This window comes from Embleya sp. NBC_00888 (genome assembly GCF_045207655.1).
Lineage (GTDB): Bacteria > Actinomycetota > Actinomycetes > Streptomycetales > Streptomycetaceae > Embleya.
In genome coordinates this window covers 2,652,676-2,676,437 of record NZ_CP108785.1, presented here as the reverse complement: position 1 = coordinate 2,676,437, position 23,762 = coordinate 2,652,676, and the positions used below count along the sequence as shown (strand labels likewise).

The window sequence follows — 23,762 nt, the reverse complement described above, 5'->3', positions numbered from 1 at the left end:
CCCGCGCCACCCGGGAGCCGGGCGATCGCGCGCGGTCAGGTCGAGGCCGCCGCGCGCACCGTGTGGTTCAGCAGCAGCGCCGTCGTCACCGGCCCCACACCGCCCGGAACCGGGGTGAGCGCGCCGGCCACCGGCGCCACGGACACCGCGTCCACGTCGCCGACCAGACCGCCGTCGGCGGTGGGGTTGGTGCCCACGTCCACCACGACCGCGCCGGGCGCGACGTGTTCGGCGGTGATCAGCCCGGCGCGGCCGACGGCGGCGACCAGCACATCGGCGGTCGAGGTCGACCCGGCCAGGTCCTTGGTCCGCGAATGGCAGACGGTGACCGTCGCGTCGCGGTCGAGCAGCAGGTGCGCGGCGGGCTTGCCGACCACCGTCGAGCGGCCGATCACCGTGACACGCCGGCCGCGGAGTTCGATGCCGTGGTGGTCCAGGATCGCCACCACCGCCTCGGCCGTGGCGGGCGCGAAGGCGGGCAGACCGGCGGCGAGCCGGCCGAGCGAGAGCGGGTTCGCGCCGTCCACGTCCTTGCCGAACACGATCGCGCCGGCCAGGTCCGCCGGCACCGCGCCGTCCGGAAGTGGGGTCTGCAGGATGATCCCGTGCACCGCGTCGTCCGCGCTCAGCGCCGCCAACGTGCCCCGGATCGTCTCGGGGGCCGCGTCCGGGCCGAGGTCGACCACGTCGCAGGTGATGCCGACCTTCGCCGCGGCCGCGGCGATCGAGCGCACGTACCACGCGCCGGCCTCGTCGGCCGTGGCCACCACGACCGCGAGCGTGACCGGGGTGCCGGCCTCGGCGAGCAGCGCGGCCCGGGTCGCGGTCTCGGCGCGGATCGCGGCGGCCAATTCCCTGCCGGAGAGCACCCTCGCGGTCATCGGTTGACCTCCTTGCGGACCGCCGCGGTGACCTGCTCGGCGCGCACCGCGATGTCGTCCACCCGGCCGGCCTGCGTGCGCAGTTCGGCGCGGGCCGTCTCGTCCTTGATGCCGCGGAGGTTGATCTCGATGTTCACCCGCGCCGTGGTGGCCGCCGCACGGGCCGCCTCGGCCGCCGCGGCCACGTCGGTGACCACGTTGGGATTGCCGATCGGCAGCAGTTTCTCGGCCAGTTCGACGCACGCGGCGGCCACCACGACCACCTCCGCCGGCGGCTTGGCCGCGCCGACCAGCGCGGCGGCGATCGTCGCCGAGCGCTCGGCGACGGCCTCGTCGGTGTCCGCGGGCAGCCGGTAGGCCTCCGTCACCGCGGTGAAAGCGGCCGCGTCCTCCCCGGCCAACCGCAGTGCCACGTTCCGCAGTTCGTCGGTGAGCGCGATCACCTGGGCGATCGAGGCGGCGTGCTCGGCGTACCTGTCACCGGTGGTGTAGCGCGCGACCATCCCCAGCAGCGCCGCGGCCTGGGCGGCGTGCAGCGCGGCGGCCGCACCACCACCCGGCGCCGGCACCCGGTCGGCGAGGTGCTTCAGGTATTCGCTGATCTTCTCGTCGCGCATGCGCGCCCGTCCTTCGGTCGGTGGGGCCGAGACCGGTCCTGGATCCCCCGACCGGCACCACGACGGGGCATCGAGCACACACGCCTCGGCGCACGTCCGGGAATCCTCGCACGACGCGGCCGAAAGCCCGGAAAGCGGGAGGTGGGAGGCCCCGACCCGGGCGTCGACGACTCAGCCCGGCGCGTCCTGGGCGGGCCGATCCTCGCGGTGGTCCACGCACCACACGACCGCGGTGGCGTTGTCGTGGCCACCCGCGTCCAGGGTCGCCTTCAGCAACCGGGCGACGATCTCGGTCGGCGCGTCGGGTGCGGCCAACAGCGCCGCCAGTGGGTGGTAGGCGATCTGCTCGGCGACACCGTCGGTGCACAGCAGGTACACGTCGCCCGGCCGCAGGCTCACGTTGAGCACGTCCGGCTCGGGGCGACCGGGATGTCCCACGTAGCGGCTGAGCCGGTAGCGCGCGGCGGCGGCCTGCGGCGACTCGCTCGGGTACCAGCCGTACAGCGCGCCCAGCCACGCCTCGGTGTGATCGACCGTCAGCAGGTCCAACCGACCGGCCCGCAGCCGGTACGCGCGCGAGTCGCCGATCTGGACCAGCCAGGCCGCGGCCTCGGTGCTCCCTACGGGTGCCGGTGTCCGGTTCGGATCCGGGGCCGGATCCGGCTCGGCGACCAATGCGGTGAGTGTGCAGCCGGTGAAGCCGGGCAGGCCCGCGGCCTCCGCCAGCACCAGGTCCTGGATCCGGGCGACGCTCGCTCGCAGGTCGGCCGGGCCGGTCCCGTGCCCGGCGGACGCGGCCCGGCGGATCGAGGCGGTGAACTCGGTCATCGTGATTTGCCCGGCCGCCGTGCTGCCGGGTCCGTCGCCCATGCCGTCGGCGACGGCGGCGAGCCGCAGGTCCGGCTCCAGGGCCGGCACGTCGAAGTTGGCCCGGTACTTGTTGCCCACCACCGTGCCCGCGGCCGCGCGTACCCGCACCGGCCCCACCGCGAAGCCCGCCGCGGCCGTCGTCCCCGTGTGCTCCCGGCGTCGTCCGAACATCCGCGGCCCCCTTCGCTCCGTTGGGCGTACCAGCGGAACGCTATCGGGGGATCAGGCCACCGTGCGGAAATGTGTGGTCAACCGACCCTCGTCGTCGAGCCGGTGGAACGCGAGCGCCGGGGGGACGGCCGGGTTCACGAACGGGGCGTCGTCGTCGACGCGTTCCCACGGCAGGTTGATGGTGGACACCACCCCGGGGGCGACGATCAGCGGCTTGCCCGCGAACGTGGTGGCCGCCGGGGTGTGCGCGTGCCCGCACAACAGACCCATCACGTTGGGCCGGTCCGCGACCACGGCGGCGAGGCGGTCCGCGCCGAACTGGCGGATCCGGTCGATCTCCGGGCTGCCCAGTTCCACCGGCGGGTGGTGGAAGGCGACGAACACCGGCGCGGAGGAGGGTGCTTCGTCCAGGACGTCGGTCAACCAGGCGAGCGTCTCGTCGGCCAGGAGGCCGTCCGCGCGGCCCGGGATGGACGAGTCGCACAGCGCGAACACCGCGCCGCCGGCCGTGTGGTGCACCCGGTTGATCGGCTCGTCGCCGGCGGGTTCGTCGAACAGTCCCGCGCGAAAGGGCCCGCGCACATCGTGGTTGCCCGGCAGGATCAGCACCGGGTGCCGGGACGCGAGCAGCGCACGCGCCTCGTGGTACTCGGCGGGCGTGCCGTTGTCCACGATGTCGCCGGTGACCAGCACCACGTCCAGGTCGTACGGGAGCGCGTCGAGATGGGCCATCGTCGTCCGGGTGCGCTCGGCCGCGTGCGGACCGCCGTCGAGGTGGGTGTCACTGAGGTGCGCGAACACGATCATGCGGGCGTCCTTGAGGGGAGGGGAAGCGGTGGTTCCGGTGTAGTCGGCCGCGATGACGCCGACGCTACGGGGGTGACCGGACCAGGGTTAAGATCCAGTGAAATGTTCGAGGATTGGACCAGTTCCCCGGTCGACGCGCTCGATCTGCACGTCGAGGTCGACAGCGCCGCCGGTCGCCGCGTCGGTTTGGAGCGCGCGCTGCGCGCCGCGGTGCGGGCCGGGCGGCTGGCACCGGGCACGCCGCTGCCGTCCACCCGCGGCCTGGCCGCCGAGTTGGGCTTCGCGCGCGGGACGGTGACCGCGGCGTACGACCAACTGGTCGCCGAGGGGTACCTGATCGCCCGTCAGGGTGCCGCCACCCGGGTCGCGGACCTGCCCCGCCCACCCGCGCGGGACACGGCGGACACCGGATCGACAGCCCAGGCGCCGCGCTTCGACCTGCGACCGGGCATGCCGGACGTGTCCGCGTTCCCGACCGCCGCGTGGCTGCGCTCCACCCGTCGGGTGCTGACCTCCGCGCCGCCCGCCGACGTACACGGCCCGGGCGACCCGCAGGGCCGCGTCGAACTGCGCACCGCGCTGGCCGAGCACCTCGGGCGCACCCGCGGCGTGTCGACCACACCCGATCGCATCGTGATCACCTCGGGCTTCTACCAGTCGGCCGGCCTGCTCGCGAGCGTGCTGGCCGAGGCCGGGGTGGCGGCGGTGGGGATGGAGGATCCCGGACACCACGTCTACCGCGACGTGTTCCGGCACGCCGGGCGGCTGGTGGTGCCGCTGCCGGTGGACGCCGACGGCGCGCGCCTGGACCGGCCGGTCGATCCGGCGCTGGGCGCGGTGGTGTTGACACCGGCGCACCAGTACCCGACGGGCGTGCCGCTGCGACCGGGGCGGCGGCACGAGATGTGCGCGTGGGCGCGTGCGAGCGGCGGGCTGATCGTGGAGGACGACTACGACGGCGAGTTCCGCTACGACCGGCAGCCGGTCGGCGCACTCCAGGGGATGGCGCCCGAGCACGTCGCGTACTGCGGATCGGTGTCCAAGACGCTGGGGCCCGGCCTGCGCCTGGCCTGGATGGCGCTGCCCGCCCACCTGGTCGAACCGGTGCTGCGGGCCAAGTACCGGGCCGATTGGCACACCCAGGGGCTGAGCCAACTCGTCCTCGCGGACCTGCTCGCCCGGCACGACTACGACCGGCACGTACGGGCCGCGCGGCTGAGCTATCGGCGGCGGCGGGCGTACCTGGTGCGCCGGTTCGAGGCGGAACGGCGGGCCGGCGCACTGCGGTTGTGGGGCGTCCCGGCCGGGCTGCACGTGCTGATGACGCTGTCGGAGGACGGACCGACCGAGGAGCGGGTGCTCGCGCGCGCCGCCGAGCGCGGGATGGCGCTGCGCGGGCTGGGCGAGTTGTGGCACCGAGAGGCCCCGGAGCAGGGCATCCTGGTGGGCTTCGCGGCCCCGGCGGCGCACGCGTGGACGGGCACGATCGAGGCGCTCGCGGCGGTGCTGGGCGAGCGGTGAGCCGGGTGTGGCCGGCCGGATGGGGCCCGATCCGGTCTTGCACGCGCGCTCAGGGCGTCCGGACCACCCGGAAGTACAGATGCGTGACCCGCCGGCCCTCGATCACCCGGGTCGCCTCCAACTCGATCGGGGTGTTCGCGAGGTGGTCGAAGAACCGGATGCCCGCGCCGAGCAGGACCGGCACCAGGTCGACCACGATCTCGTCGATCAGGCCCGCGTCCAGGCACTGGCGCACGATGTCCGCGCCGCCGACACCCACCGTCAGGTCGCCCGCCACCGCCCGGGCCTGCGCGACGGCGCTCTCCACGCCGGCGGTGACGAAGGTGAACGGTGCCCGGGGGTGCGCGGAGACCCAGTCCTCGGGCACGTGATGCGTCACCACGAACACCGGCACACCGAGCGGGTGGCTGCCGTCCCACCCGTCGGTGTGGTCGAACAGGCGGCGCCCGGTCACCACCGCCCCCGCGTTGACCAGCAGCTCGCGCAGATGCCGGGCACTCGCCTCGGAGGTGCGGAACGTCATCGCCCCACCCGGTGCCGGCGTTTCCACGTTCCCGTTCGAGTACCAACCGAACAACTCCGCCACGCCGTCCGACGGGTCGGCGATGAACCCGTCCAGCGACATCGTCTTCTCCGCCACCACGATCGCCATCCGGCTGCCCTCCTCGGCCGTAGGCCCCGGCCGGCGCCCACGGCGCGGGCCGGGTCGGTCCTTCCAGTCTCGGTGAGGCGGACCGCGAGCGCTTGCGAAACCCGTGCCCACGGGCTTCCGAGGGCGGGAACCCGGCCTTTCGCGGGCGGAACCGACGGCCTTGCCGGGCGCGGAATCGGCGGCTTCTCGCGGGCGGGAACCGGTGGTTTTCCGGATCGCCCACGACAAACGGTGACGGATTGTATCGTCGCGATCACCACGTCGATCCGCGAGAGAGGCCACTCATGTCGGACGCACCCCGGATGTCGGATCACACCGAGCGTTTCCCCGGCGCCGGCTCCCTCTCCTGGCGCTACCTCGGACAGTGGCGGCTGCTGACCACCATCGGTCGGGCGATCGTGCTGGAGACGGCGCACCCGGTCGTCGGCGCCGGGGTGGTGGAGTTCTCCACGTACCGGCGGCACCCGTGGCGTCGGATCGAGCAGACCCTGCTCAGTCTGCAACGGCTGCTCTACCAGGACGAGGCGGACCGCGAGCGCGAGGCGGCCCGGCTGCGCCGACTGCACGGGCACATCAAGGGAGTCGACGCGCAGGGCCAGGCCTTCTCGGCGCTCGACCCGCAGGCGCAGGCGTGGGTGCACCTGACCGTGTTCGACGCGATCGTGCTGATGTGCGAGCTCGGCGGCGATCCGCTCGACGAAGAGCGACAGGCCGAGTTGTACGCGGAATGGCTGGTGGTGGGACGGCAGTCGGGGGTGCCGGCGAGCGAGATGCCGGCCACGGTGGAGGAATTCCGCGTCTACTTCGACGAGACCGTGCGCGAGCGGCTGACGGCCGGGCACGGAGTCGAGCAACTTCTGGACGCACTCGGGCGGTTGCCCGCGCCCGCGCAACTGTCCTTCGTACCGGACGCGGTGTGGTCGGCCGGGTCCTCCGTGCTGGGCACCGGGATCCGTGCGCTCGTGGCCGCCACGCTGCCGCCGAGCTATCGGGAGCGTCTGGGCGAGCGCGGGAAGGTGCCGTTCGGTACCGAGGCCGTGTTGTCGCTCGCCTGCCGGACGGCCGCGGTGGCCGGCGACCTGCTGCCGACGAGGTGGGTGTACATGCCGCTCGCGGCGACCTACATCGCGGCCAAGCGGGAAGCCGGGCGCGGGTTGCGCCGGTTCGGGTCGCGCGATCGTTCGGCCGACCCGGCGGCGCAGCTCGCGGACGCCTTCGTGCGCATTCTCGACCAGACCGGCGACGGGGTGTTGTCCTGGCCCGATCTGGCCGCCCTCGCCCGGGTGTTCAGTGATCGACTCGACCTGGCGGCGGTGGACGAGGAGGTCATGTACGCGGCCTTCCACGCCTGGTGGGACGAACTGCGCGCGACGGCGGACGCGAACCACGACGGTGTGGTCGACGCCGACGAGTATCGAGTGCTCGCCGAGGCCGCGCCGGGGGCCGCGATGGCCGCGCTGATGGTGCGGGTGGCCACCGCGGTGGACCGCGACGGGGACGGTCGGATCGATCAGGCCGACTACGCGCGCCTGATCGGCTCGGACCTCGCGCCGACGCGCCGGATCGGCTGGTTGCACGCGGTGGACACGGACGGCGACGGGACGGTCACCGTGGAGGAGTTCGCCGAGGCGCTGCGGGAGAGCGTGCTCGGCCGGGCCCGATCGGACACGCTGGACTACGTGCTCGGCCGGGCCTGAGGGCGCCGGTCGGCGAAGGCCGGGCGTGGGCGGATCTGCGCGCTGCCGGGCCGCTCCAACGGGGTGCGGGCGGTCGCGTTGCCCCGGTACGGCGCCAGGCGTCGGCGCAGCGCGCGCAGCGCGGCGTCCGCCCGGCCCGAGCGCGGCAGCGGACCGTAGTCCGGGAACGCCTGCCAGGTCGCGCGACCCCGCTCCAAGTGGCCCTGATCCAGGTGCGGTTCGGCCAACCGGGCGGTGGTGACCGCGCGGGCTCGGCACTCGCCGCGGGGGCGGTGGCACAGGGACCGGACGAGCGCCCGGATCGCGCCGGTACGATCGCCCACCGGCGCGAGCGCGTGCGCCCGGTGGCCCAGATGGTGCGCCTGCACGCTCAGTGCCCGTAACGCGGGCGCGTACCAGCCGAGATCGGCGGCCTCGCGACCCAGCCGTGCGGCGGCCCGCGTGTACGAGATCGGTCTCGGCGCGTGAGCCGTCGGCGTTTCGGCGGTCCGGGAGGCTCGCGTCCGAGGTCCGAGGTCCGAGGTCCGAGGTCCGAGGTCCGAGGTCTGCGATCCGGGGTTCGGGGGCTCGACGCGTGCGCGAGGCATCGCCGTTCGCGCTCGACGCGCGCTCGACGCGCGCTCGACGCGCGCTCGACGCGCGCCCTGCGTGCGCCCGGCGGGCAAAGGTCACGTGGGAGATTCGCGAGGTAACTGTGGGTGTCGTACGCATGGAGGAAACCGCCCACCGGCTGATACCGTGAACTACGAGGCCAAGCAGGCAGCTTTGCTCATAAAGCGCCTTTCTCATCCCCGCCTTCCCGCCGGTCGGGCCGGTTGTTCCGCGACTTCGCGCCGGGCGCCGGTGCCTCCTGGCCGTTCTTCGTGCTCGATGTATGCATTCGTGTTCGGTTCATGCTCGAATTGTGCGCGGCCTCTTTCTGTTCGGCCCTCTGGTTCGACGTGCGGTTCGGCTTGCGGTTCGAGACATGCGACAGCAGGAGGCGGCTCGATGAGCATTTCCGACGAGGAACGACGCACGTTCACCGAGCGCGACCTGTGGACGCTGTCGGGCGCCGACGATGCCGTCGACCCGCGGACCGAGGGGCGGGCCTGGGTCCGGCTCGGCGACGCGATGAGCCGCGCGCTGTACGCGTTCGAACGCGGTGTCTCGGCGGGTCCGGAACCGCAAGTCGTGCCCCGTCGAGGCCCGGTCGAGACCGCGATCGTGGTGCGCGCGCGAACGCGGGACATCCGCGAGCGGGCACTGGCACACCGGGAGGCCGCGCGGCGCGCGTTCCGGATCCTCGACGCGTCGCCTCGGGACGGTTCGGGATCGCGCCGGTTCGAGGTGTTGATCGCCCTGTCCCTGGCCGCCGGACAGGCACGCTGCTTGAGCAGGCGGCTCACCCACCTGCCCCCTCCCGCGTCCCCACGCGTGATCGCGCTGGTCGACGCGCTCGGGACGGCCCTGGCGGAGAGCGGGCGCGCGTTGGAGGCGATCCAGGGCGGATTGCGCGAGATGCCCGTGTCGGACGGTCCGGCGAGGTGCGATCCGGCCGCCGTACCGGATGCCGTCGCGGCTGCGGTTCGGCTCGCGATCGCCCTGGAGGAAGAGGTCCGGGCCGAGGCGGTCGACGCGTCCGGGGCGGATCTGTCCCGACTGGACCTGGTCGACACGGGCCCGCTCGCGGGCGTGGTGTGGTCCCGAACGACCGTGTGGCCGGTTCGCATCGCGCCGATGATCCGGGCTCGTTCCCATCGGGTGGCGGCCGGGGTCTATCGGGTGCGGCGGACGTACGGCGGCTGAGGAACGGATCCACCCCCACCGACCACGCCGCCCCCGACGGCCAACCCCCGGCCCGGTAGCGCCTGGGGAACAGGCGGGAGCCCGGCGCCAGGAGGTCGGACGGCGGCGCGCCGGGGCCGGTCGGCATGGTTGCTCGGCGTTCGGGAGATGGCCGGATCATTTGCTGGTTGACTGTGGGTCCGAGGAGGAGTTCATGACCGCACAGCACGCCGAGTCGGGCGACGAGCCACTCATCCCCATGCCGCCGCTGAAGATCAGGGCGCTCCGGGAGGCGGTAGCCGTACTGAGTCCGACCTATCTGCCCGAGTTCCAGCGGGAGGAGGACGAAGCACTCGACTGGGTCGCCGAGAATCTCCAGCCCAATGCCGTTCGCCTTTTTCTGCGCAAGTGGGCCGTCTTCGTGGCGATCGAACGCCGCCCGGCCCTCGCACGACGTCTCCGCGAGCTGGAACGCACGGTGGGGCAGTCACGGGATCCCGATGAGATCCGGCGCGCCGGCAGCGAAATCTCCAGGCTCCGAGCCGAGGTTCACCGAGAGGTCGCCGGTGAGTGACTGGTCCTGGGAGTGGCTGCCCGGCGGCGTGGAGGTGACGGGCGGTCTTCCGGCGAGGTGGTCGCCGCGGTGGGAAAAGCAGCTGCCGAGTTGGCGACCGTGCATTCGATGGTCTACCTGGACGGACCGGCCTTCAGGGCACCGGACCGGGCCTGCGTACATACGGTGACCCCGCCGGCAACCTTCTCTTCGAATACCTCACTGTTCCTCGGCAGGAATGCATCCACGTGACCCAGGTCAGTTGGCTGGGGCCGTAGCGCCACCGACCCGAGTCCGAGAGCTTGCGTTGCGTGGGTGAGGGGTTACGGGGTCCAGTGGGTGGGGTGGGTGAGGGTTGTGGGGAGCTTGGTGTGTGGGTCGCCCTTGGCGGCGTCGAGTTGGGATTGGATGAGGTACAGGGCGTCCGTGAGGTCCGCGCCGCGCAGGTCCGCGTCGCGCAAATCGGCGCCGATCAGGTCGGCGAGGCGCAGGTCCGCACCGCGCAGGTCGGCGCCGATCAGGTACGCCCCGCGCAGATTCGCGCCGCGCAGGTTCGCGCCGCGCAGCCTGGCACCGATCAGGTCGGCGCCGCGGCGCTCCTTCTTCTTGCCCGGGACGCCCGCGCGGGCCAGCTCGCTCGCACGCAGGAGCAGCGGGTTCAGGCGCTGCCGCAGCGCCCCGATATCGATCCGGAGCAGCTCGGCGGGCTCGCCCAGGGTGAGGCGCTCGGTGTCCTGGTAGGCGCTGCGCAACTCGTCATGGATCGGGCGCGCGGCCGTGAGCGAGCGCGCCTCGTGCAGGTACCGGAGCAATTCGTGCAGGTCCCGCATGACCGGGAACACCCGGAACATCTGCTGCGCGGTGTGCGGCGCCCGGCGCCAGTCCCGTCCCGCGTAGGTGACCTGGGCGACCTTTTGTCCCGCGCCGAAGCAGTCGTAGACGGTGCAGCCCGAGAAGCCGATGTCGCGCAGGCGCGTGTGCACGCCGCAGCCGAAGTCGTCCGCCCGGAGGTTGGGGCAGGCCCGACCGGCGGGCTTGTCGATGGCGAAGTCCGCCGAGGCGGCGAAGGCGGGCGCGACGCAGCACAGCGCGAAGCAGTTCGCGCAGTCGGCGCGGAGGCTGTCGGCCCGTTCCTCGACGAGCCCCGGGTCTCGGCCGGGTGCGGCGGGTTCGCGCTGGTCGGACACGGTGTGGGGGCTCCTGCCGGATCGGGGCTGCCGCGAGCCATGGCTCCGTCGCGCGCTCGGGATGATCCGTCCATTGTCCCCGATCGGACGGGGGTCCTTCGCGGGGTGGGTCCTTCGCGGGGCGGGCTCGGGCGGCGCGGGACGCCGGGGGTGGTCCGCCCTTCGGTACGTCCCGCCGGTCGGTGCGTCGGGCCTCAGCGGCCGGGCGTCGCCGGGCGGGTCCGCGGCGCGGGTGTGCCGACCTGGCCGAGCCACAGGGTGTCCCGGGCCCGGACCATCGCGACGAACACCCTGCGCCGGGCCAGTTCGGACCGCTCGCGTGCCGCTTCGCCGCCGCGGGTGCCGCCTCGGCCGCCGCCGGGCAGGGCCGGGTCGTACCTCGGCAGCAGTACGTGCTTGAAGTCCAACCCCTTGGCGCGGACGTAGCCGCCGATCTTGACCCCCGCGGTCGGCCGGCCCTCGTACTCCGCCAGGAGACACACCGGGATCCCGGCCCGCTCGATCAGGTCCGTGTAGTGGCCGACCTCGGCGCGGGAGCGGCACAGTACGGCGGTGTCCGGCCACGCACGGGGGTCCGCCCGTAACGCGGCGAGAAGGGCGGCGTCGTGCGCGGCCGGTGTCGCGCGATGTACCCGGACCACCTCGCGCGCCGGTTCGCGCGGCGCGCCCGCGTTGCTCGCCTCGCCGTCGAGTTCCAGGGGACGGGGGCCGGTGACGCGGCCGTGTTCGAGGTCCTCGAAGCCGTCCGCGCCGACCACCGCGAGCGCGGCGCGGACGATGCCGGGCGCGTTGCGGTAGTTGCGGCGTAGGACGTGGGTGCGCTCCTCGGGGATCGTGATGCCGGCCTCGGCGAGCCGGAATCCGCCCGGATACACGGCTTGTTGGCCGTCCCCGATGAGCAGCAGGCCGTTGGCGGCGTCGCCGACGAGCGCGTGCAGCAGGCGTACGCCCACCAGCGAGAGGTCCTGCACCTCGTCGACGATGACCGAGGCGTAGGCCGGCTGCCGCCCGCGCCGCAGCACCTCGCGGAGCGCGGCGGCGAGTACGTCGTTGAAGTCGCACACCTGTTCCGTGCGCAGCAGCCGTTCGTAGCGCTCGTACAACCGCCATACCGCCTCGCGGTCGCCCGCGCGGGTCAACCGGGTCCGCCGCCCGGGTCGGGGCAGCCGCCGGTACCGTTCGAACGTGGTGATCCCACGGCCCTTGATCACGTGATCGATCTCGTCGCGCCAGTAGCCCGCCGAGGCCGCGATCGCGGACAGGCGTCCACCCCGACCGACCTCGGCCCAGGCCCGATCGAAGGCGGCGGCGGCTCGGATCGGGTCGAGCTCGCGCGGCGGCCCGCCGCGCCCGTTCAGGAACGCGAGCGCCCAGGCGTGGATGCCGCTGAAATCCACCCGGTCCACCGCGACCGGCGCCATCGTGGCCAGGAACGTGCGTTGTACACGGGGCAGGTTGGCGGTGAAGGTCGCGTACAGCACCCGGCCGGTGCCGTGTTGGGCCAGGTAGGCGGCGCGATGCAGACCGACCACGGTCTTCCCGGTGCCCGCGGGGCCGGTGATCCGGGCCGGTCCGGGCCAGTCGGCCCGGACCAGCGCGCACTGGCCGGGATCGAGGTAGGTCATCCATCGTTCGATCGGCCCGACCCGTGCGGCCCGCAGCGTGGCGGCGGCGAACTCCCCCGGATCGAAGGACGCGTCGAGTGGTCCGGGTGGGGACGTACGCGCGACCGCCGTCGTCGACGGGGGCGGGGTCGTGGTCGCGGGTGTGGTCGAGGGCTCGGTGGGATCCTCGTAGACCGGGAACACCCGCTCCAGGCGCCGCGCGATCGCCGTCACCGATTCCGGGTCCAGCCGGGCCGGTCGCCCCAACAGATCGGGCGCGGCCTGGGTCTCGCCGAGCAGTCGGATCCGTCCCAGGCCGGCGTCGACGCGATGGCCGGCGAACACCATCATCGGCACGACCACCACCGGCGAGACGCCGAGCGTGGCGATCGCCTCCTCGGCGATGGCGGTGATCGCGAGCAGCTTCGCGGCCTCGCCGGCCCGCGGCTGATCTCCCGCGTACAGGGTGCCGTTTCGTATGTTCGGCGCGGCGCGCCAGTTCTTGACGTCGACGACGTACACCCCGGCGGGCCCGACCAGCAGCAGGTCCACGTTGGCCGTGCGGGTTCCCGGCCAGCGGCGATCGACGGCGGGCCGCCAGCCGTAGCCGGTCAGCATCAACAGGTGTGCCACGACCCGCTGTTCCGCCTGCGAGGCGGCCTCGTATCGGATCGCCACACGGCGGGCCTGGGCCCATTCGCGACGCAACTCCCTTTCCCGCGCCCGCGCGTCGCGTGCCAGCCGGGCAAGGGACCCGCCGGGGGCGGCGGCGCCCGCGCCGGTGCCCGTGTCGCTGTCCGTGCCCACGTTTGCGGATTGCATCGCGCCCCCCACCGTCGCGCCCCCACCCATGAGCATCCCCATCGGGGCGTGTGGTCATAGGCGGCTCCGGCGGTGAATTCCCGGGGATTCACGGGCACTACGCCGGGCCGTCCCGAGTACGCGTGGGGTGGGGCGGCGCGTCGATCCGTGGGCGTGGTGTCGGGTCGGCGGGCGGGTTGTCGGGTCAGCGGGACGCGGCGTCGTGCAAGGCGGTGAGGAAGGCGCGCAGGGCGGGTTGGGCCGGCGCGGATTCGCGGACCGCCGCGTAGATCCTGCGGATCGGTTCGGGGTTGCGGATCCGGCGGACGACGGTCGCGGATCGGCGGTTTTCCAGGGCTGATTCGGGGACCAGCGCGATGCCGAGGCCGGCGGCGGCGAAGCCCTGGGCGGTGGCGTAGTCCTGACTCTCCACCACGAACTCGGGGCTGAAGCCGGCCGCGCCGCACGCGTCGAGCAGGACGTCCAGGCACGGGCCCGGCGACTCGCTCGCGACCCACTGTTCCTCGGCCAGGTCGGACAGTTCCAGCACGGGCTTCGCGGCCAGCCGGTGATCCTTCGGGAGTACCGCGCGATAGCGGACGTCGAGCAGGTGTACGAAGCGCAGTCCGTCGACGGACGGGCGGTCGTCCGGGCGGACCACGAGTGCGATGTCGGCTTGGCCGTCCCGGACCTCGGAGAGCGGATGCCTCGGATCGGACAACTTCAACCGGACCTGCACGCCGGGGTGTTCGCGGCGCAGCGCGGCCAGCGCGGGAGCCACCAGTACGGCTCCGACGGTGGCGAAGTAGTGGATGGTGATCCGACCGGTGCGCCCGGCGCGAAGGTCGGCCAGGGCGGTCTCGGCGGCGGCGACGTGGGTGCCGATCAGCGTCGCGTACTCGGTGAGCAGACGGCCGGCCTCGGTGGGGCGCACGCCTCGACCGACGCGTTCCAGCAGCTCGATCCCGGCCTCCTTCTCGAGAGCGGCGATCTGTTGGCTCACGGCCGAGGGCGTGTATCCCAGGGTGCGCGCGGCGGCGGTCACCGAGCCGCCGGTGACCACCGCTCGAAGCACCTGCATGCGTCGCACATCAAGCATGTAGGACAGCTTAACGATTCATGAAGATCTTGTCGCTTGTCTTACCGGTTGGAGTGCGACACCGTACCAATCACCCCCTTACCAACTCGCGGCGGAGGCGAAGTGCTCGGCGGATCACGCGCGACCCTGGTGCGAATGGCGGTCCTCGCGTTGTTGTGGGGATCCGGCTTCCTGTGGATCAAGATCGCCCTCAACGGGGGCTTGGCCCCGCTGCACATCACCGTCGTCCGCTGCGCCCTCGGCAGCGCGGCGTTGCTGGTACCGGCCCGCTCGGCGCGGCAGCGGCTCCCGCGCGAACGGCGCGTGTGGGGGCACCTGGTCGTGGCCGCGCTGTTCTGCAACGCGCTGCCGTTCTTCCTGTTCGCGGTCGGTGAGCAGACGGTGGACTCCGGCGTCGCGGGCGTGCTGAACGCCACTACGCCCCTGTGGTCCCTGGCCATCGGGATCGGGCTCGGCACCGAGCGCGGCCTGCACCCGGCGCGGCTGATCGGCTTGGGGCTGGGCTTCGCGGGCACCCTGCTGATCTTCGCGCCCTGGCAGCGGGGCGGCCTGGCGGGCTGGGGCGCGTTGGCCCTGCTCGGCGCGGCGCTCAGCTACGCGGTCGCGTTCGCGTACATGGCCCGGCACCTGATCGGGCGGGGCGGCGCGCCGCTCGCGCTGTCGGCGGCGCAACTGGTGTGCGCGACCGGGCTGACCGGACTTGCCCTACCGGTCGGTCCGACGGATCCGGGCGGGCCGACCGGCACCGCCGTACTGGCCGTGGTGGTGCTGGGCGTCTTCGGCACGGGCGTCACCTTCCACCTCAACTCCCGCCTGATCGCCGACGAGGGACCGACGGCGGCGGCCACGGTCGGCTACCTGCTGCCGGTCGTCTCGGTGACCCTCGGCGCCGTCGTCCTGGACGAGGCCCTGAGCCTCCGCGTGGTGGCGGGCATGCTCGTGGTCCTGCTCGGCGTCGGCCTGACCCGTACCGGCATCCCCGACGCCACCAAGACCGCCCGCCCGCCCCGAACCGACCCCCTCCACCCCGAGAACCCTCCGGCGGCCAACCCCGACCCGGCAAAGAACCGACGAAACCCAAGCCCCCACCCACCGCGAACCCAACCCCACCGCGCACCGCGTTCACGCACCGCGCACCCGCCCCGCCCCCAACGCACAGCCGGTCGCCCGTCGTCGGCCGCAGGCGGCGCTTGCCGGAAGGCCCGCGCCCGCGCTCCGCTCAACGCGCCGCAGGCCGCCCCTTGGTGCCGCAGCTCGGCGCGGTTTGTTGCCCGCCCTCGCGCCCCCCGCCATTCGCTCCGCCGGTTGTCTGTGCCGCCCCCGCCCCCGCCCCCGCCGCAGCAGCAGGTCCGCCCCCGCCGCAGGCCCATCGTGGGTCGCGGGCTTCCGGGTTGGTCAGGTGGTCTTTGCCGGTGTCCAGGTGCCGGGGCGGATTACCGTCGCTGTGGTGTGGATGGGTGGGCTGTGGCGGAAGTGGAGGGTGAAGGGGATGGTTTGGCCGGGGGTCAGCCTGGGGGGTGTGCCGAGCATGATGTTGGCCCCGCTCGCGGTCATGCCGAGGAGGCCCTTGGCCGGGATCGGGAGGGACTTGGTCATCCACATCCGGCCGGCGTAGCCGGTGTAGGTGTGGAAGCTGAAGCCCACGTCGGTGGTGATCGGTGTGCTCACGCCGACGAGTTCGTCGTTGGCGGCGCCGGAGTTGCGGATGGTGAAGTACGCGGAGGTGGCGTCGGCGTTGGTGGCCAGGTGCACGCGGCCGTCACTGATCGACAGCTTCGGTGCGGTGCCCGCCTGCCCCGCGGCCGTCCAGGCGGTGAGCAGGGTCAGTGCGAGGGCCGCCGCCACGAGCGGGCCCGCGACCGTCTTGAGCAGGGCGAGAGGCTTCACTTGGGATCCCGTTTCGGGTCGTCGAGGCGGCGGTCGGCGCGGAATCGGGTCAGCCGCAGGCTGTTGCTCACCACCGCCAGCGAACTGACCGACATCGCCGCGGCGGCCAACATCGGATTGAGCAGCCCGGTCACCGCGACCGGGATCAGCACCACGTTGTAGCCGAAGGCCCAACCGAGGTTGGCCCGGACGGTGCCGGTCGTCCGCCGGGAGAGCCGAATCGCGTCGGCGAGCGCGGCCAGGTCGTCGCCGACCAACGTGACGTCCGCGGCGCCGATCGCGGCGGCCGTACCGCCGCCCATGCCGATGCCCAGGTCCGCCTCGCCCAGCGCGATGGTGTCGTTGATGCCGTCGCCGACCACCGCGATCGCCCGTCCGGGCTGGTCCTGCCGCAGGCCCCGGACCAGTTCGGCCTTGTCGTGCGGGTCCAACTCGCTCAGCACCTCGTCGATGCCCACCGCGTCGGCGACCGCACGCGCCGGCCCGGGACGGTCCCCGGTGGCCAGGATCACCGTGACGCCGAGCCGGTCGAGGGCCCGGATCGCGCCGGCCGCCTCGGGGCGCACCGAGTCGCCCAGCACCAGCACCCCGGACGGCACGCCGTTCACCGTCGCGAGCACGGCGGTGTCCCCGGCCGCGTCCGCCGCGGACAACGCCGCGCGCAGGTTCGCCGGCAGCGACGTCACATCCTCGGCCCCCGGCCGCAGCACCGCCACCCGCGCCCCCTGGACCAACCCGCGGACGCCCGTGCCGGGTTCGGCCGCGAAGTCGGCGACGGCCGGCAGCGGTCCGCTCCGCTCGGTCGCGGCCCGGGCCACGGCCCGACCGATCGGATGCCCGGACGCGGCCTCGACCGCGCCGACCAGGGACAGTAGTTCGCCCGGATCGACCCCGGGCGCCGGCTCGTACCGCAGCAGGCTCATGCCGCCCGTGGTCAGCGTGCCGGTCTTGTCCACCACGACGGCTCCGACCCGGCGCAGCCGTTCCAGCCCGGCCGGTTCGCGGATCAGTACACCCATCCGGGCACCGCGCCCGGTCGCGGCCAGGATCGCGGTGGGGGTGGCCAGGCCCAGCGCGCACGGGCAGGCGACCACCAGGACGGCCATCGTCGCGCCGGCCGCGGCCTGCGGGTCACCGCCCGCGCCGAGCCAGAAGCCCAACACGGTCACCGCCGTCGCGAGCACGGACGGTACGAACACGCCCGCGATCCGGTCGGCCAGGCGTTGCGCGTCGGTCTTGCCGGCCTGGGCCTCCTCGACCGACGCGGCGATCCGGGCGAGCCGGGTGTCCGCGCCCACCGCCGTGGCACGCGCGGTGAACCGGCCGCCCTCGTTGACACTTCCGCCGGGCACCGGGTCGGCCGGCCCGACCTCCATCGGCCGGCTCTCCCCGGTCAGGTGGGACACGTCGAGCGCGGATCGGCCCTCGACCACGACCCCGTCGGCCGGTACCCGGTCGCCCGGGCGCACCACGAACACCTGACCGACCGTCAGGGACGCGGTGGGCACGGTGACCTCGACCTCCCGGCCGCCCCGGCCGGGGTGCAGTACGGCGGCCTCGTCCGGGACCAGCGCCGCCAACTCCCGTACGGCCGACCCGGTGCGGACCCGGGCCCGCTCCTCCAGCCGGCGGCCGAACAGGACGAACAGGGGTACGGCCACCGCGACTTCGAGGTAGGTGTGGGCCTCGGCGCCGGCCGAGGACGGGAGCAGGTCGACCGTCATCCGCATCCCGGGTTCGCCCGCGTCGCCCACGAACAGCGCCCACAGCGACCACCCGAACGCGGCGAGTACGCCCAGGCTGACCAGGGTGTCCATGGTCGCGCCCGCGTAGCGCAGCCCGTGCAGGGCCCGTCGATGGAAGGGCCACGCGCCCCAGGTCGCCACCGGCGCGGCCAGCATCAGGCACAACCACTGCCAGTTGGTGAACTGCCACGCGGGCACCATCGACAACACCAGGACCGGAAGCGCGAGCGCGGCGGTCAGCAGCAGATCCCGCCGACCGCGATCGTGCTCCTCGGCGCCGGCCGGCCGGGCCCGGGTCGGGTCGGCCGTCGGGGCGGTCAGGGTCGCCGAGTAGCCCGCTTCGGTGACCGCCGCCAGCAGGCTCACCACGGGCACCGACGCGGGGTGCACCACCCGCGCCCGCCCCGTGGCCAGGTTGACCGTCGCGCTGACCCCCTCCAACCGGGCCAGCCGCCGTTCGACGCGATGTACGCAGGCCCCACAGGTCATCCCGGACACGGTGACGTCCGTGGTGACCAGTTCGGGCGAGGTGGTCACAGCGCACCGCCGACGGCCCGGAAGGCGGGCACCGCACCGGCCGGTTCGCCCAGTCCCATCCGGCCGTGCCCGCCGCCCTCGTCACCCATCGGCACCGGGGCGCCGGGCGGACCGGGCTTGCGCAGGTCGGGGGCCACCGGGCCGGCCTGGCGCCCGACCGCGAACGCGGCGACGAACAGGATCAACAGGAGGCCGACGAAGCCGAGCACCGTACGGGCGGCCGAGGTCGACCGGGTCGCCCCCGGGGACGAACCTGCGGCGGGACGCGCGGCCCTCGCGAGGAAGGGCAGGCGCCGGAGGCGGCCCGGAGAGTCGGGTCCGCCGGCGAACACGGGCATGAATCGGGCTCCAGGGATCGAACGGTGGGAGGTCGGGTCCGGCGCGGGGGCGGGGCCGCGGTCGACAACGGCGGCACCGGGGACGGACATCGAGGACAACCTTCGAGGACGGGCATCGGACACGGGCACCGGGACGGGCATCCGGGTAGTCGGCCGGCGGTGATCGGTGGTTCCCCGAGGCGGCGGATTCCTCGGTGAGAGGTGCGGCGGGAGCACGCCGGGTCGGATTCGAGGTGATTGGACATGGTTTAGAACATCATTGCGTGAAAGCGTTCGAGTCCGGTTCGAGCAGGGTTCGGGAGAAGTTCGGGAATCGGCCGGGCACCCGAGCGCTCCCGCGTACCCGGCAGGTGGGAGCATGAGCGTCACCATGCCTGCCCGGTCCGTGCTTCGAGCCGTTCGCGCCGCGATGTTCGCGGTGATCTGCGTGCTGCTCGCGTTGTTCGGGCACACGTTGATGTCCGACGCGCCGGTCCACTGGGCCGCGCCGGTCGGCGCCGGCGCCGGGATCGCCGTCCTGGCCTGGGCCGTGGCCGATCGCGAGCGCGGCCTCGGGGCGATCACGGGCGCGGTACTGGCCGCCCAGGCCGGCCTGCACACGTTGTTCACGCTGGCCCGCCAACCGGTCCCCGAACCGACCGGCGCGGCCCGCTTCCGCGACCAGTGGCTCCAAGTGCTGCTGTGCAACGACGACCGACCCGGCGACGCGCCGACCCGGTCGGTCACCGAACTCCTGGTCCGGATGCGGCTGGACCCCAACCTGGCCGGGCAGTCCCCGGAGGCGGCCGGCTTCGGTCGCCCGCCCTCCGGCGCACACCACACGGCCGGCGCCGGGGCCGGCGGGATGAACCACGACGGCGCGTTGACCGCCGTCCTGGGCCACGGCGGGACCGGCATGGTCGCCGCGCACGTGCTCGCCGCGCTCGGCTGCGGTGTGTGGCTGCGCCACGGTGAGAAGGCCGTCTTCCGGCTGCTGCGCGTGCTCGCGACGATGGCGGGCACCGTGGTTCTCGCACTGGTGGGCGCCTGGACGTCGCCGATCACCACCCGCCTGCCGGCCATGCCGCGCGCGGGTCACCGTCGCGAACGCGCCGTTCCCAAGTGGGTCTGCCGCCCGCTGCCGGGCCGAGGGCCGCCCGCCGCGCTCTTCGCCTGAGCCGTCCACCCGACCCGCGTGTGTCCGGACGATCCGGCCGTGTTCGCCCCGCTTCGGCGTGGCGACCACCTCCGACGCCGTTCGGCGAGTGCGTGTTCGTGAGTGCCTGTTCGCGCGTATTCGTCCGTGGTCGCCGCCTGTCGCGGGGCCGCGCCCCGACGGGGCGCCGCGCCCGCGTCGGCGCGTGGCGTCCGCGCGGGCGAGTAGCGCGCCCGCGATCGTGCTGCCCGTGCACCGGCGCACGTTCGCGGTGATCGCACGCACGCACCCACACCGCGGGCCGCGACGCCGACCGAGAACGCGTCCGCGTCGCCGTCGGTGGACCCGGGCGTACCCGCCACCCGAGTGGCGCCCGCCGCGCCGACTCGCCGGTCGCCGTGTCCGAACCCGACACCGCGCGCCGAGCGGGCCGGCCGTGTGCCCGGACGCCATCGGGTGCTTCGCGCACCGCCGTCGAGACCGGGCCCGTGGCTCCGCGCCGCACTCGGCTCCGGCGGGCGTGCCTCCCACCAGTTCGGCGTCGATCCGCCTCGGGCCGATCGATCGCCGCCCGCACGACGAGGACGTGGAACGTGACTTCCCTGCACCCTCCCGGCCGTCCCGGACCCGGAGCCGGCCGACCTCCGACCCTCGATCGACGTCGCGCCCATCGCGCGTGCGTCGGCGGGGTGTGCGATGCATGACCTCGACCTGACCGAGCGGGCCCTGGCGGGCGCCGCCGGAGACCCGGACGCCGTGGACGACTTCGTCCGGGGCACGCACCGCGACGTATGGCGCTTCGTCGCGTACCTGACCGACGTACAGAGCGCGGACGACCTGACCCAGGAGACCTACCTGCGCGCCTGGACGGCACTTCCCCGTTTCACCGGGGCGTCCTCGGTGCGCACCTGGCTGCTGTCCATCGCCCGACGCACGGTCGTCGACCGCTATCGCGCGGCGGCCGCCAGGCCGAGGACCGCCGCGGTCGAGGACTGGGTCGAAGTCGCCGAGCGCCGCCAGGACACCTCCCGGCCGGGCTTCGAGGAGGGGCTCGCCCTCGACGACCTGTTCGGGGCGCTGCACCCGGCCCGCCGGGAGGCGTTCGTGCTGACCCAGGTGCTGGACTTCGGCTACGCGGAGGCCGCCACCATCGCGGGCTGCCCGATCGGCACGGTCCGATCCCGGGTGGCCAGGGCCCGAAGCGACCTGATCACACTGCTGCGCGAGGCCGAGAGCGTCGCCTTCGAGACCGGGGAGGACCATGCCGTGAACCATCGGCGAGCCTGCTGACGCACCTGTTCGGGGCGAGGGTCCACCGGCGGGACCGGTGTGCCCTCGCCCGCGGGACCGGTGCGCCCACGCCCGCGATCCCACCCGGCGCCGCCGGCGGTTCGGTGGCGTCGGGTGGGTCGCGCCGTCGGCCTACGCCTTGCGGTCGGCGAGCGCGTACGACGCGACGGCGACGGTGCCGGCCACCGCGAACACCGAGGGCCACGCGCCGATCTTCTTCGCGAGGGGATGCGAGGCGCCGAACGCGACCGTGTACAGCCCGGTCAACGCGGCGGCCGTGGGCGTCCCGGCCCGCTCCCGCCACCCCTTGGCGGCGAACGCCCCGGCCGCCGCGAGCACCGCGCCACCCAACGGGCGCTTCCTCGTATAGCGGGCGACGGCATAGCCGCCGACCAGCCCGCCGGCGGCGACCGCGGCCGTGGGGATACGAGCCATGGGAAACACACTCCTCGGATCGACAACAACAGACGACGAGCGACGACGAGAGACGAAGGACGAGGGACGACAGGATCTCGCCCGATCGATCCCGGTGCGACACACCACCCGCCGCGCACCTCGACCGGCACCCTCACGAACCTAACGCCCCCGAATCCGCGCGCTGCCGCGGCCCCGCACCCACCCCGCGCGCCTTCGTGGGCCGGTGGGCAGATCGGTGTCGGTGCGGGCGGGTAAGGTGCGGCGGTCGGCGGGTCTGTCGCTTGTGGGTGATTCGTCCGCATCGGATGCGTCGGGAGGAGGTCGGCCTTGGAACGGTTTCGGCGAGTCGGACGCGGCACGCGCGACGTGCCGGTCGGCTGCCCGCGACCGGGCGCGTGGTGAGGCCGGCCGCGCCTCGGGTCGCGATGGCACCCGACGCGTACGGACACGGCGGTCGGCTCCGACCGTTGCGCGAGGACGGTGTGCCGATCGGGCCCGCCGAGCAGGTCCGCGACCTGGTCGCGGCGATCACCGACCTCGAGGCCGCGCCGGTGCCGCCCAGGTGGGTGTGGGCCTCGGCGGAGAGCGCGTACGCACCGCTGTTGCCCACCCGGGTCGCGCGCTGCCACGACCTCGCGCTGGTCGAGTCGTTGCTGCTCGCGCACGAGGGCCGGTTCGGCGAGCCGCGATCGCTGGGCGCGGCCTGGGCCCGCCTGAAGGGCCTGCCCGTACCGGACGACCTGCCGATCGGCGCCGCCGACGCGCAGGACAGCCTGTTCGTCCCCGACCGGCAACGGCTGCCCGCCGGCGCCGACGCGCTGGAAGCGGTGGTCGCGGTACACGCCGACCAGCTGCGCCGGATCGACGCGATCGAGGACCCCGCCCGCCGCTCGCGATTCCGGCTGCTGGTCGCCGCCGAGTCGGCGGGCGGATTGGTCGCGGCCGAGATGGCCGCCGACGGTCTGCCCTGGCGGGTCGAGGTGCACGACGCGCTGCTCACCGAACTGCTCGGCCCGCGCCCGCGGGTGTCCGGCGCGCCGCCACAACGACTGGCCGACCTGGCCGAGCGGTTGCGCGAGGCGCTCGGCGGGCGGGCGTTCAACCCCGACTCGCACACCCAGGTGATCAAGGCCTTCGCCGAGCAGGGCATCCGGCTCACCTCGACCCGCACGTGGTACCTGCGCGACATCGGCCACCCCGCCGCCGACCTGCTGATCAAGTACAAGGAACTCGCCCGCCTGCACGCCGCGCACGGATGGGCCTGGCAGGACACCTGGGTCCGGGGCGGCCGGTTCCGCCCCGAATACGTGGTCGGCGGCGTCGTCACCGGCCGCTGGGCCGGGCGCGGCGGTGGCGCGCTGCAGATCCCGCGGGTGCTGCGCGGCGCGGTGGTGGCCGACCCGGGATGGCGCCTGGTGGTCGCCGACGCGGCCCAACTCGAACCGCGCATCCTGGCCGCGATGTCCCGGGACGCGGGCCTGGCCCGGTCCGCCGCCGCCGGCGACCTGTACGAGGCGCTGGCCAAGGCCGCGTTCCAGGGTGACCGGGCCAAGGCCAAGCTCGGCCTGCTGGGCGCGATGTACGGCCAGACCAGCGGCGACATCGGGCCGCTCCTGGCCACGTTGCGCCGGCAGTACCCGGACGCGATGGGCTACGTGGAGGCCGCCGCGCGCACCGGCGAGGAGGGCGGCATCGTGCGCTCCCGGCTGGGCCGGACCTGCCCGCCGCCGTCGTCGGAATGGCTGGACCTCGCCGAGGGCGGTACGAGCGAACCCGCCGCCGACCGCACCGACGACGCCGGCGCCCGCTCGGCCCGCGCCCGGGGCCGCTTCACCCGCAACTTCGTCATCCAGGCCAGCGCCGCCGACTGGGCCCTGTCCCTGCTGGCCGCGCTGCGCCGCCGACTCGCCCGCTACGACTCGGCCCCGGCCGGCCGCCCGCACCTGGTCTTCTTCCAACACGACGAGATCATCGTGCACAGCCCCGCCGAACTCACCGAGGCGGTGGCCGCGGCGATCACCGAGGCCGCCGCCGAGGCACGGGCGCTGGTGTTCGGGGACACGCCGGTGTTGTTGCCGCTGATGCCGGCGGTGGTGGGGACGTACGCGGAGGCCAAGTAGGAGCGTGACCGCGCCCGCGGGCGACCGGGATTCCCCGGACCGGACCCGGGCCGATCACCGCAGGTG

At 74.0% G+C, this 23,762-nt stretch carries 20 protein-coding genes and 1 pseudogene; 8 read left to right on the top strand and 13 right to left on the bottom strand.

Annotated elements, in window-relative coordinates:
- Window positions 1–35: 35 nt before the first annotated feature.
- From OG948_RS45990 to OG948_RS45975, 4 genes are all read right to left on the bottom strand, one after another.
- Window positions 36–881, bottom strand: coding sequence for a bifunctional 5,10-methylenetetrahydrofolate dehydrogenase/5,10-methenyltetrahydrofolate cyclohydrolase (locus tag OG948_RS45990; protein ID WP_331770974.1), 846 nt, complete (start codon window positions 879–881; stop codon window positions 36–38).
- Window positions 878–1,498: a cyclodeaminase/cyclohydrolase family protein gene (locus OG948_RS45985; protein ID WP_331770973.1), complete on the bottom strand. Its 621-nt coding sequence runs from the start codon at window positions 1,496–1,498 to the stop codon at window positions 878–880. Before OG948_RS45985 ends, OG948_RS45990 begins: the two co-directional genes overlap by 4 nt.
- A gap of 171 nt (window positions 1,499–1,669) precedes the next feature.
- Window positions 1,670–2,539 carry a protein phosphatase 2C domain-containing protein gene (locus OG948_RS45980; RefSeq protein WP_331770972.1) on the bottom strand — a complete coding sequence of 290 codons (870 nt, stop codon included), beginning with the start codon at window positions 2,537–2,539 and terminating at the stop codon, window positions 1,670–1,672.
- A gap of 51 nt (window positions 2,540–2,590) precedes the next feature.
- Window positions 2,591–3,346 (bottom strand): metallophosphoesterase, encoded by a 756-nt coding sequence (locus OG948_RS45975; protein ID WP_331770971.1) that lies wholly within the window; start codon window positions 3,344–3,346, stop codon window positions 2,591–2,593.
- Window positions 3,347–3,448: 102 nt separating this feature from the next.
- On the opposite strand from OG948_RS45975, the gene OG948_RS45970 reads away from it, so the two are divergent.
- On the top strand, window positions 3,449–4,867 hold the full coding sequence (locus tag OG948_RS45970) for a PLP-dependent aminotransferase family protein (RefSeq protein ID WP_331770970.1): 1,419 nt from the start codon (window positions 3,449–3,451) through the stop codon (window positions 4,865–4,867).
- Between the two features lie 49 nt (window positions 4,868–4,916).
- Here the strand turns inward: OG948_RS45970 and OG948_RS45965 are convergent, their stop codons facing one another.
- Window positions 4,917–5,507: a dihydrofolate reductase family protein gene (locus OG948_RS45965; protein WP_331773523.1), complete on the bottom strand. Its 591-nt coding sequence runs from the start codon at window positions 5,505–5,507 to the stop codon at window positions 4,917–4,919.
- A gap of 314 nt (window positions 5,508–5,821) precedes the next feature.
- On the opposite strand from OG948_RS45965, the gene OG948_RS45960 reads away from it, so the two are divergent.
- Window positions 5,822–7,216 carry an oxygenase MpaB family protein gene (locus tag OG948_RS45960; protein ID WP_406300635.1) on the top strand — a complete coding sequence of 465 codons (1,395 nt, stop codon included), beginning with the start codon at window positions 5,822–5,824 and terminating at the stop codon, window positions 7,214–7,216.
- Here OG948_RS45960 and OG948_RS45955 read toward each other — a convergent pair.
- Complete coding sequence (locus tag OG948_RS45955; RefSeq protein ID WP_331770968.1) at window positions 7,195–7,584, bottom strand: hypothetical protein; 390 nt, start codon at window positions 7,582–7,584, stop codon at window positions 7,195–7,197. The genes OG948_RS45960 and OG948_RS45955 overlap by 22 nt on opposite strands.
- Before the next feature lie 622 nt (window positions 7,585–8,206).
- On the opposite strand from OG948_RS45955, the gene OG948_RS45950 reads away from it, so the two are divergent.
- Together OG948_RS45950 and OG948_RS45945 are read left to right on the top strand one after the other, a co-directional pair.
- Window positions 8,207–9,004 (top strand): hypothetical protein, encoded by a 798-nt coding sequence (locus OG948_RS45950; RefSeq protein ID WP_331770967.1) that lies wholly within the window; start codon window positions 8,207–8,209, stop codon window positions 9,002–9,004.
- Between the two features lie 193 nt (window positions 9,005–9,197).
- A complete protein-coding gene (locus OG948_RS45945; protein WP_331770966.1) occupies window positions 9,198–9,557 on the top strand; it encodes a hypothetical protein in 360 nt (119 codons plus the stop codon).
- Between the two features lie 302 nt (window positions 9,558–9,859).
- Here the strand turns inward: OG948_RS45945 and OG948_RS45940 are convergent, their stop codons facing one another.
- The 3 genes from OG948_RS45940 to OG948_RS45930 form a co-directional block, all read right to left on the bottom strand.
- Entirely contained in the window at window positions 9,860–10,723 is an 864-nt protein-coding gene (locus OG948_RS45940; RefSeq protein ID WP_406300634.1) for a pentapeptide repeat-containing protein, read from the bottom strand.
- A gap of 194 nt (window positions 10,724–10,917) precedes the next feature.
- Window positions 10,918–13,149, bottom strand: a complete 2,232-nt coding sequence (locus tag OG948_RS45935) for a UvrD-helicase domain-containing protein (protein ID WP_331770965.1) — start codon at window positions 13,147–13,149, stop codon at window positions 10,918–10,920.
- 184 nt (window positions 13,150–13,333) lie between these two features.
- Window positions 13,334–14,227: a LysR family transcriptional regulator gene (locus OG948_RS45930; RefSeq protein ID WP_331770964.1), complete on the bottom strand. Its 894-nt coding sequence runs from the start codon at window positions 14,225–14,227 to the stop codon at window positions 13,334–13,336.
- 135 nt (window positions 14,228–14,362) lie between these two features.
- Here OG948_RS45930 and OG948_RS45925 point away from each other — a divergent pair.
- Window positions 14,363–15,247 (top strand): annotated as a pseudogene (locus tag OG948_RS45925) (DMT family transporter); the annotation flags it as partial.
- A gap of 375 nt (window positions 15,248–15,622) precedes the next feature.
- On the opposite strand, the gene OG948_RS45920 reads toward OG948_RS45925, so the two are convergent.
- The 3 genes from OG948_RS45920 to OG948_RS45910 are packed head-to-tail and all read right to left on the bottom strand — an operon-like array spanning window position 15,623 to window position 18,734.
- Window positions 15,623–16,114, bottom strand: coding sequence for a copper chaperone PCu(A)C (locus OG948_RS45920; protein ID WP_331770963.1), 492 nt, complete (start codon window positions 16,112–16,114; stop codon window positions 15,623–15,625).
- Window positions 16,111–18,348 (bottom strand): heavy metal translocating P-type ATPase, encoded by a 2,238-nt coding sequence (locus OG948_RS45915; RefSeq protein WP_406300899.1) that lies wholly within the window; start codon window positions 18,346–18,348, stop codon window positions 16,111–16,113. The genes OG948_RS45920 and OG948_RS45915 overlap by 4 nt, the downstream gene beginning before the upstream one ends.
- 44 nt (window positions 18,349–18,392) lie before the next feature.
- A complete protein-coding gene (locus OG948_RS45910) occupies window positions 18,393–18,734 on the bottom strand; it encodes a hypothetical protein (protein WP_331770961.1) in 342 nt (113 codons plus the stop codon).
- 358 nt (window positions 18,735–19,092) lie between these two features.
- Here OG948_RS45910 and OG948_RS45905 point away from each other — a divergent pair, with 358 nt between their 5' ends.
- Together OG948_RS45905 and OG948_RS45900 are read left to right on the top strand one after the other, a co-directional pair.
- The gene (locus OG948_RS45905; RefSeq protein ID WP_331770960.1) at window positions 19,093–19,890 is read left to right on the top strand and encodes a hypothetical protein; all 798 of its coding nucleotides are present in this window, start codon (window positions 19,093–19,095) and stop codon (window positions 19,888–19,890) included.
- A gap of 675 nt (window positions 19,891–20,565) precedes the next feature.
- Window positions 20,566–21,159 (top strand): sigma-70 family RNA polymerase sigma factor, encoded by a 594-nt coding sequence (locus OG948_RS45900; protein WP_331770959.1) that lies wholly within the window; start codon window positions 20,566–20,568, stop codon window positions 21,157–21,159.
- A 132-nt stretch (window positions 21,160–21,291) separates the two neighbouring features.
- Here OG948_RS45900 and OG948_RS45895 read toward each other — a convergent pair whose 3' ends face one another.
- The gene (locus OG948_RS45895; RefSeq protein WP_331770958.1) at window positions 21,292–21,594 is read right to left on the bottom strand and encodes a hypothetical protein; all 303 of its coding nucleotides are present in this window, start codon (window positions 21,592–21,594) and stop codon (window positions 21,292–21,294) included.
- A 407-nt stretch (window positions 21,595–22,001) separates the two neighbouring features.
- On the opposite strand from OG948_RS45895, the gene OG948_RS45890 reads away from it, so the two are divergent.
- On the top strand, window positions 22,002–23,696 hold the full coding sequence (locus OG948_RS45890; RefSeq protein WP_331770957.1) for a bifunctional 3'-5' exonuclease/DNA polymerase: 1,695 nt from the start codon (window positions 22,002–22,004) through the stop codon (window positions 23,694–23,696).
- Window positions 23,697–23,762: the final 66 nt, after the last annotated feature.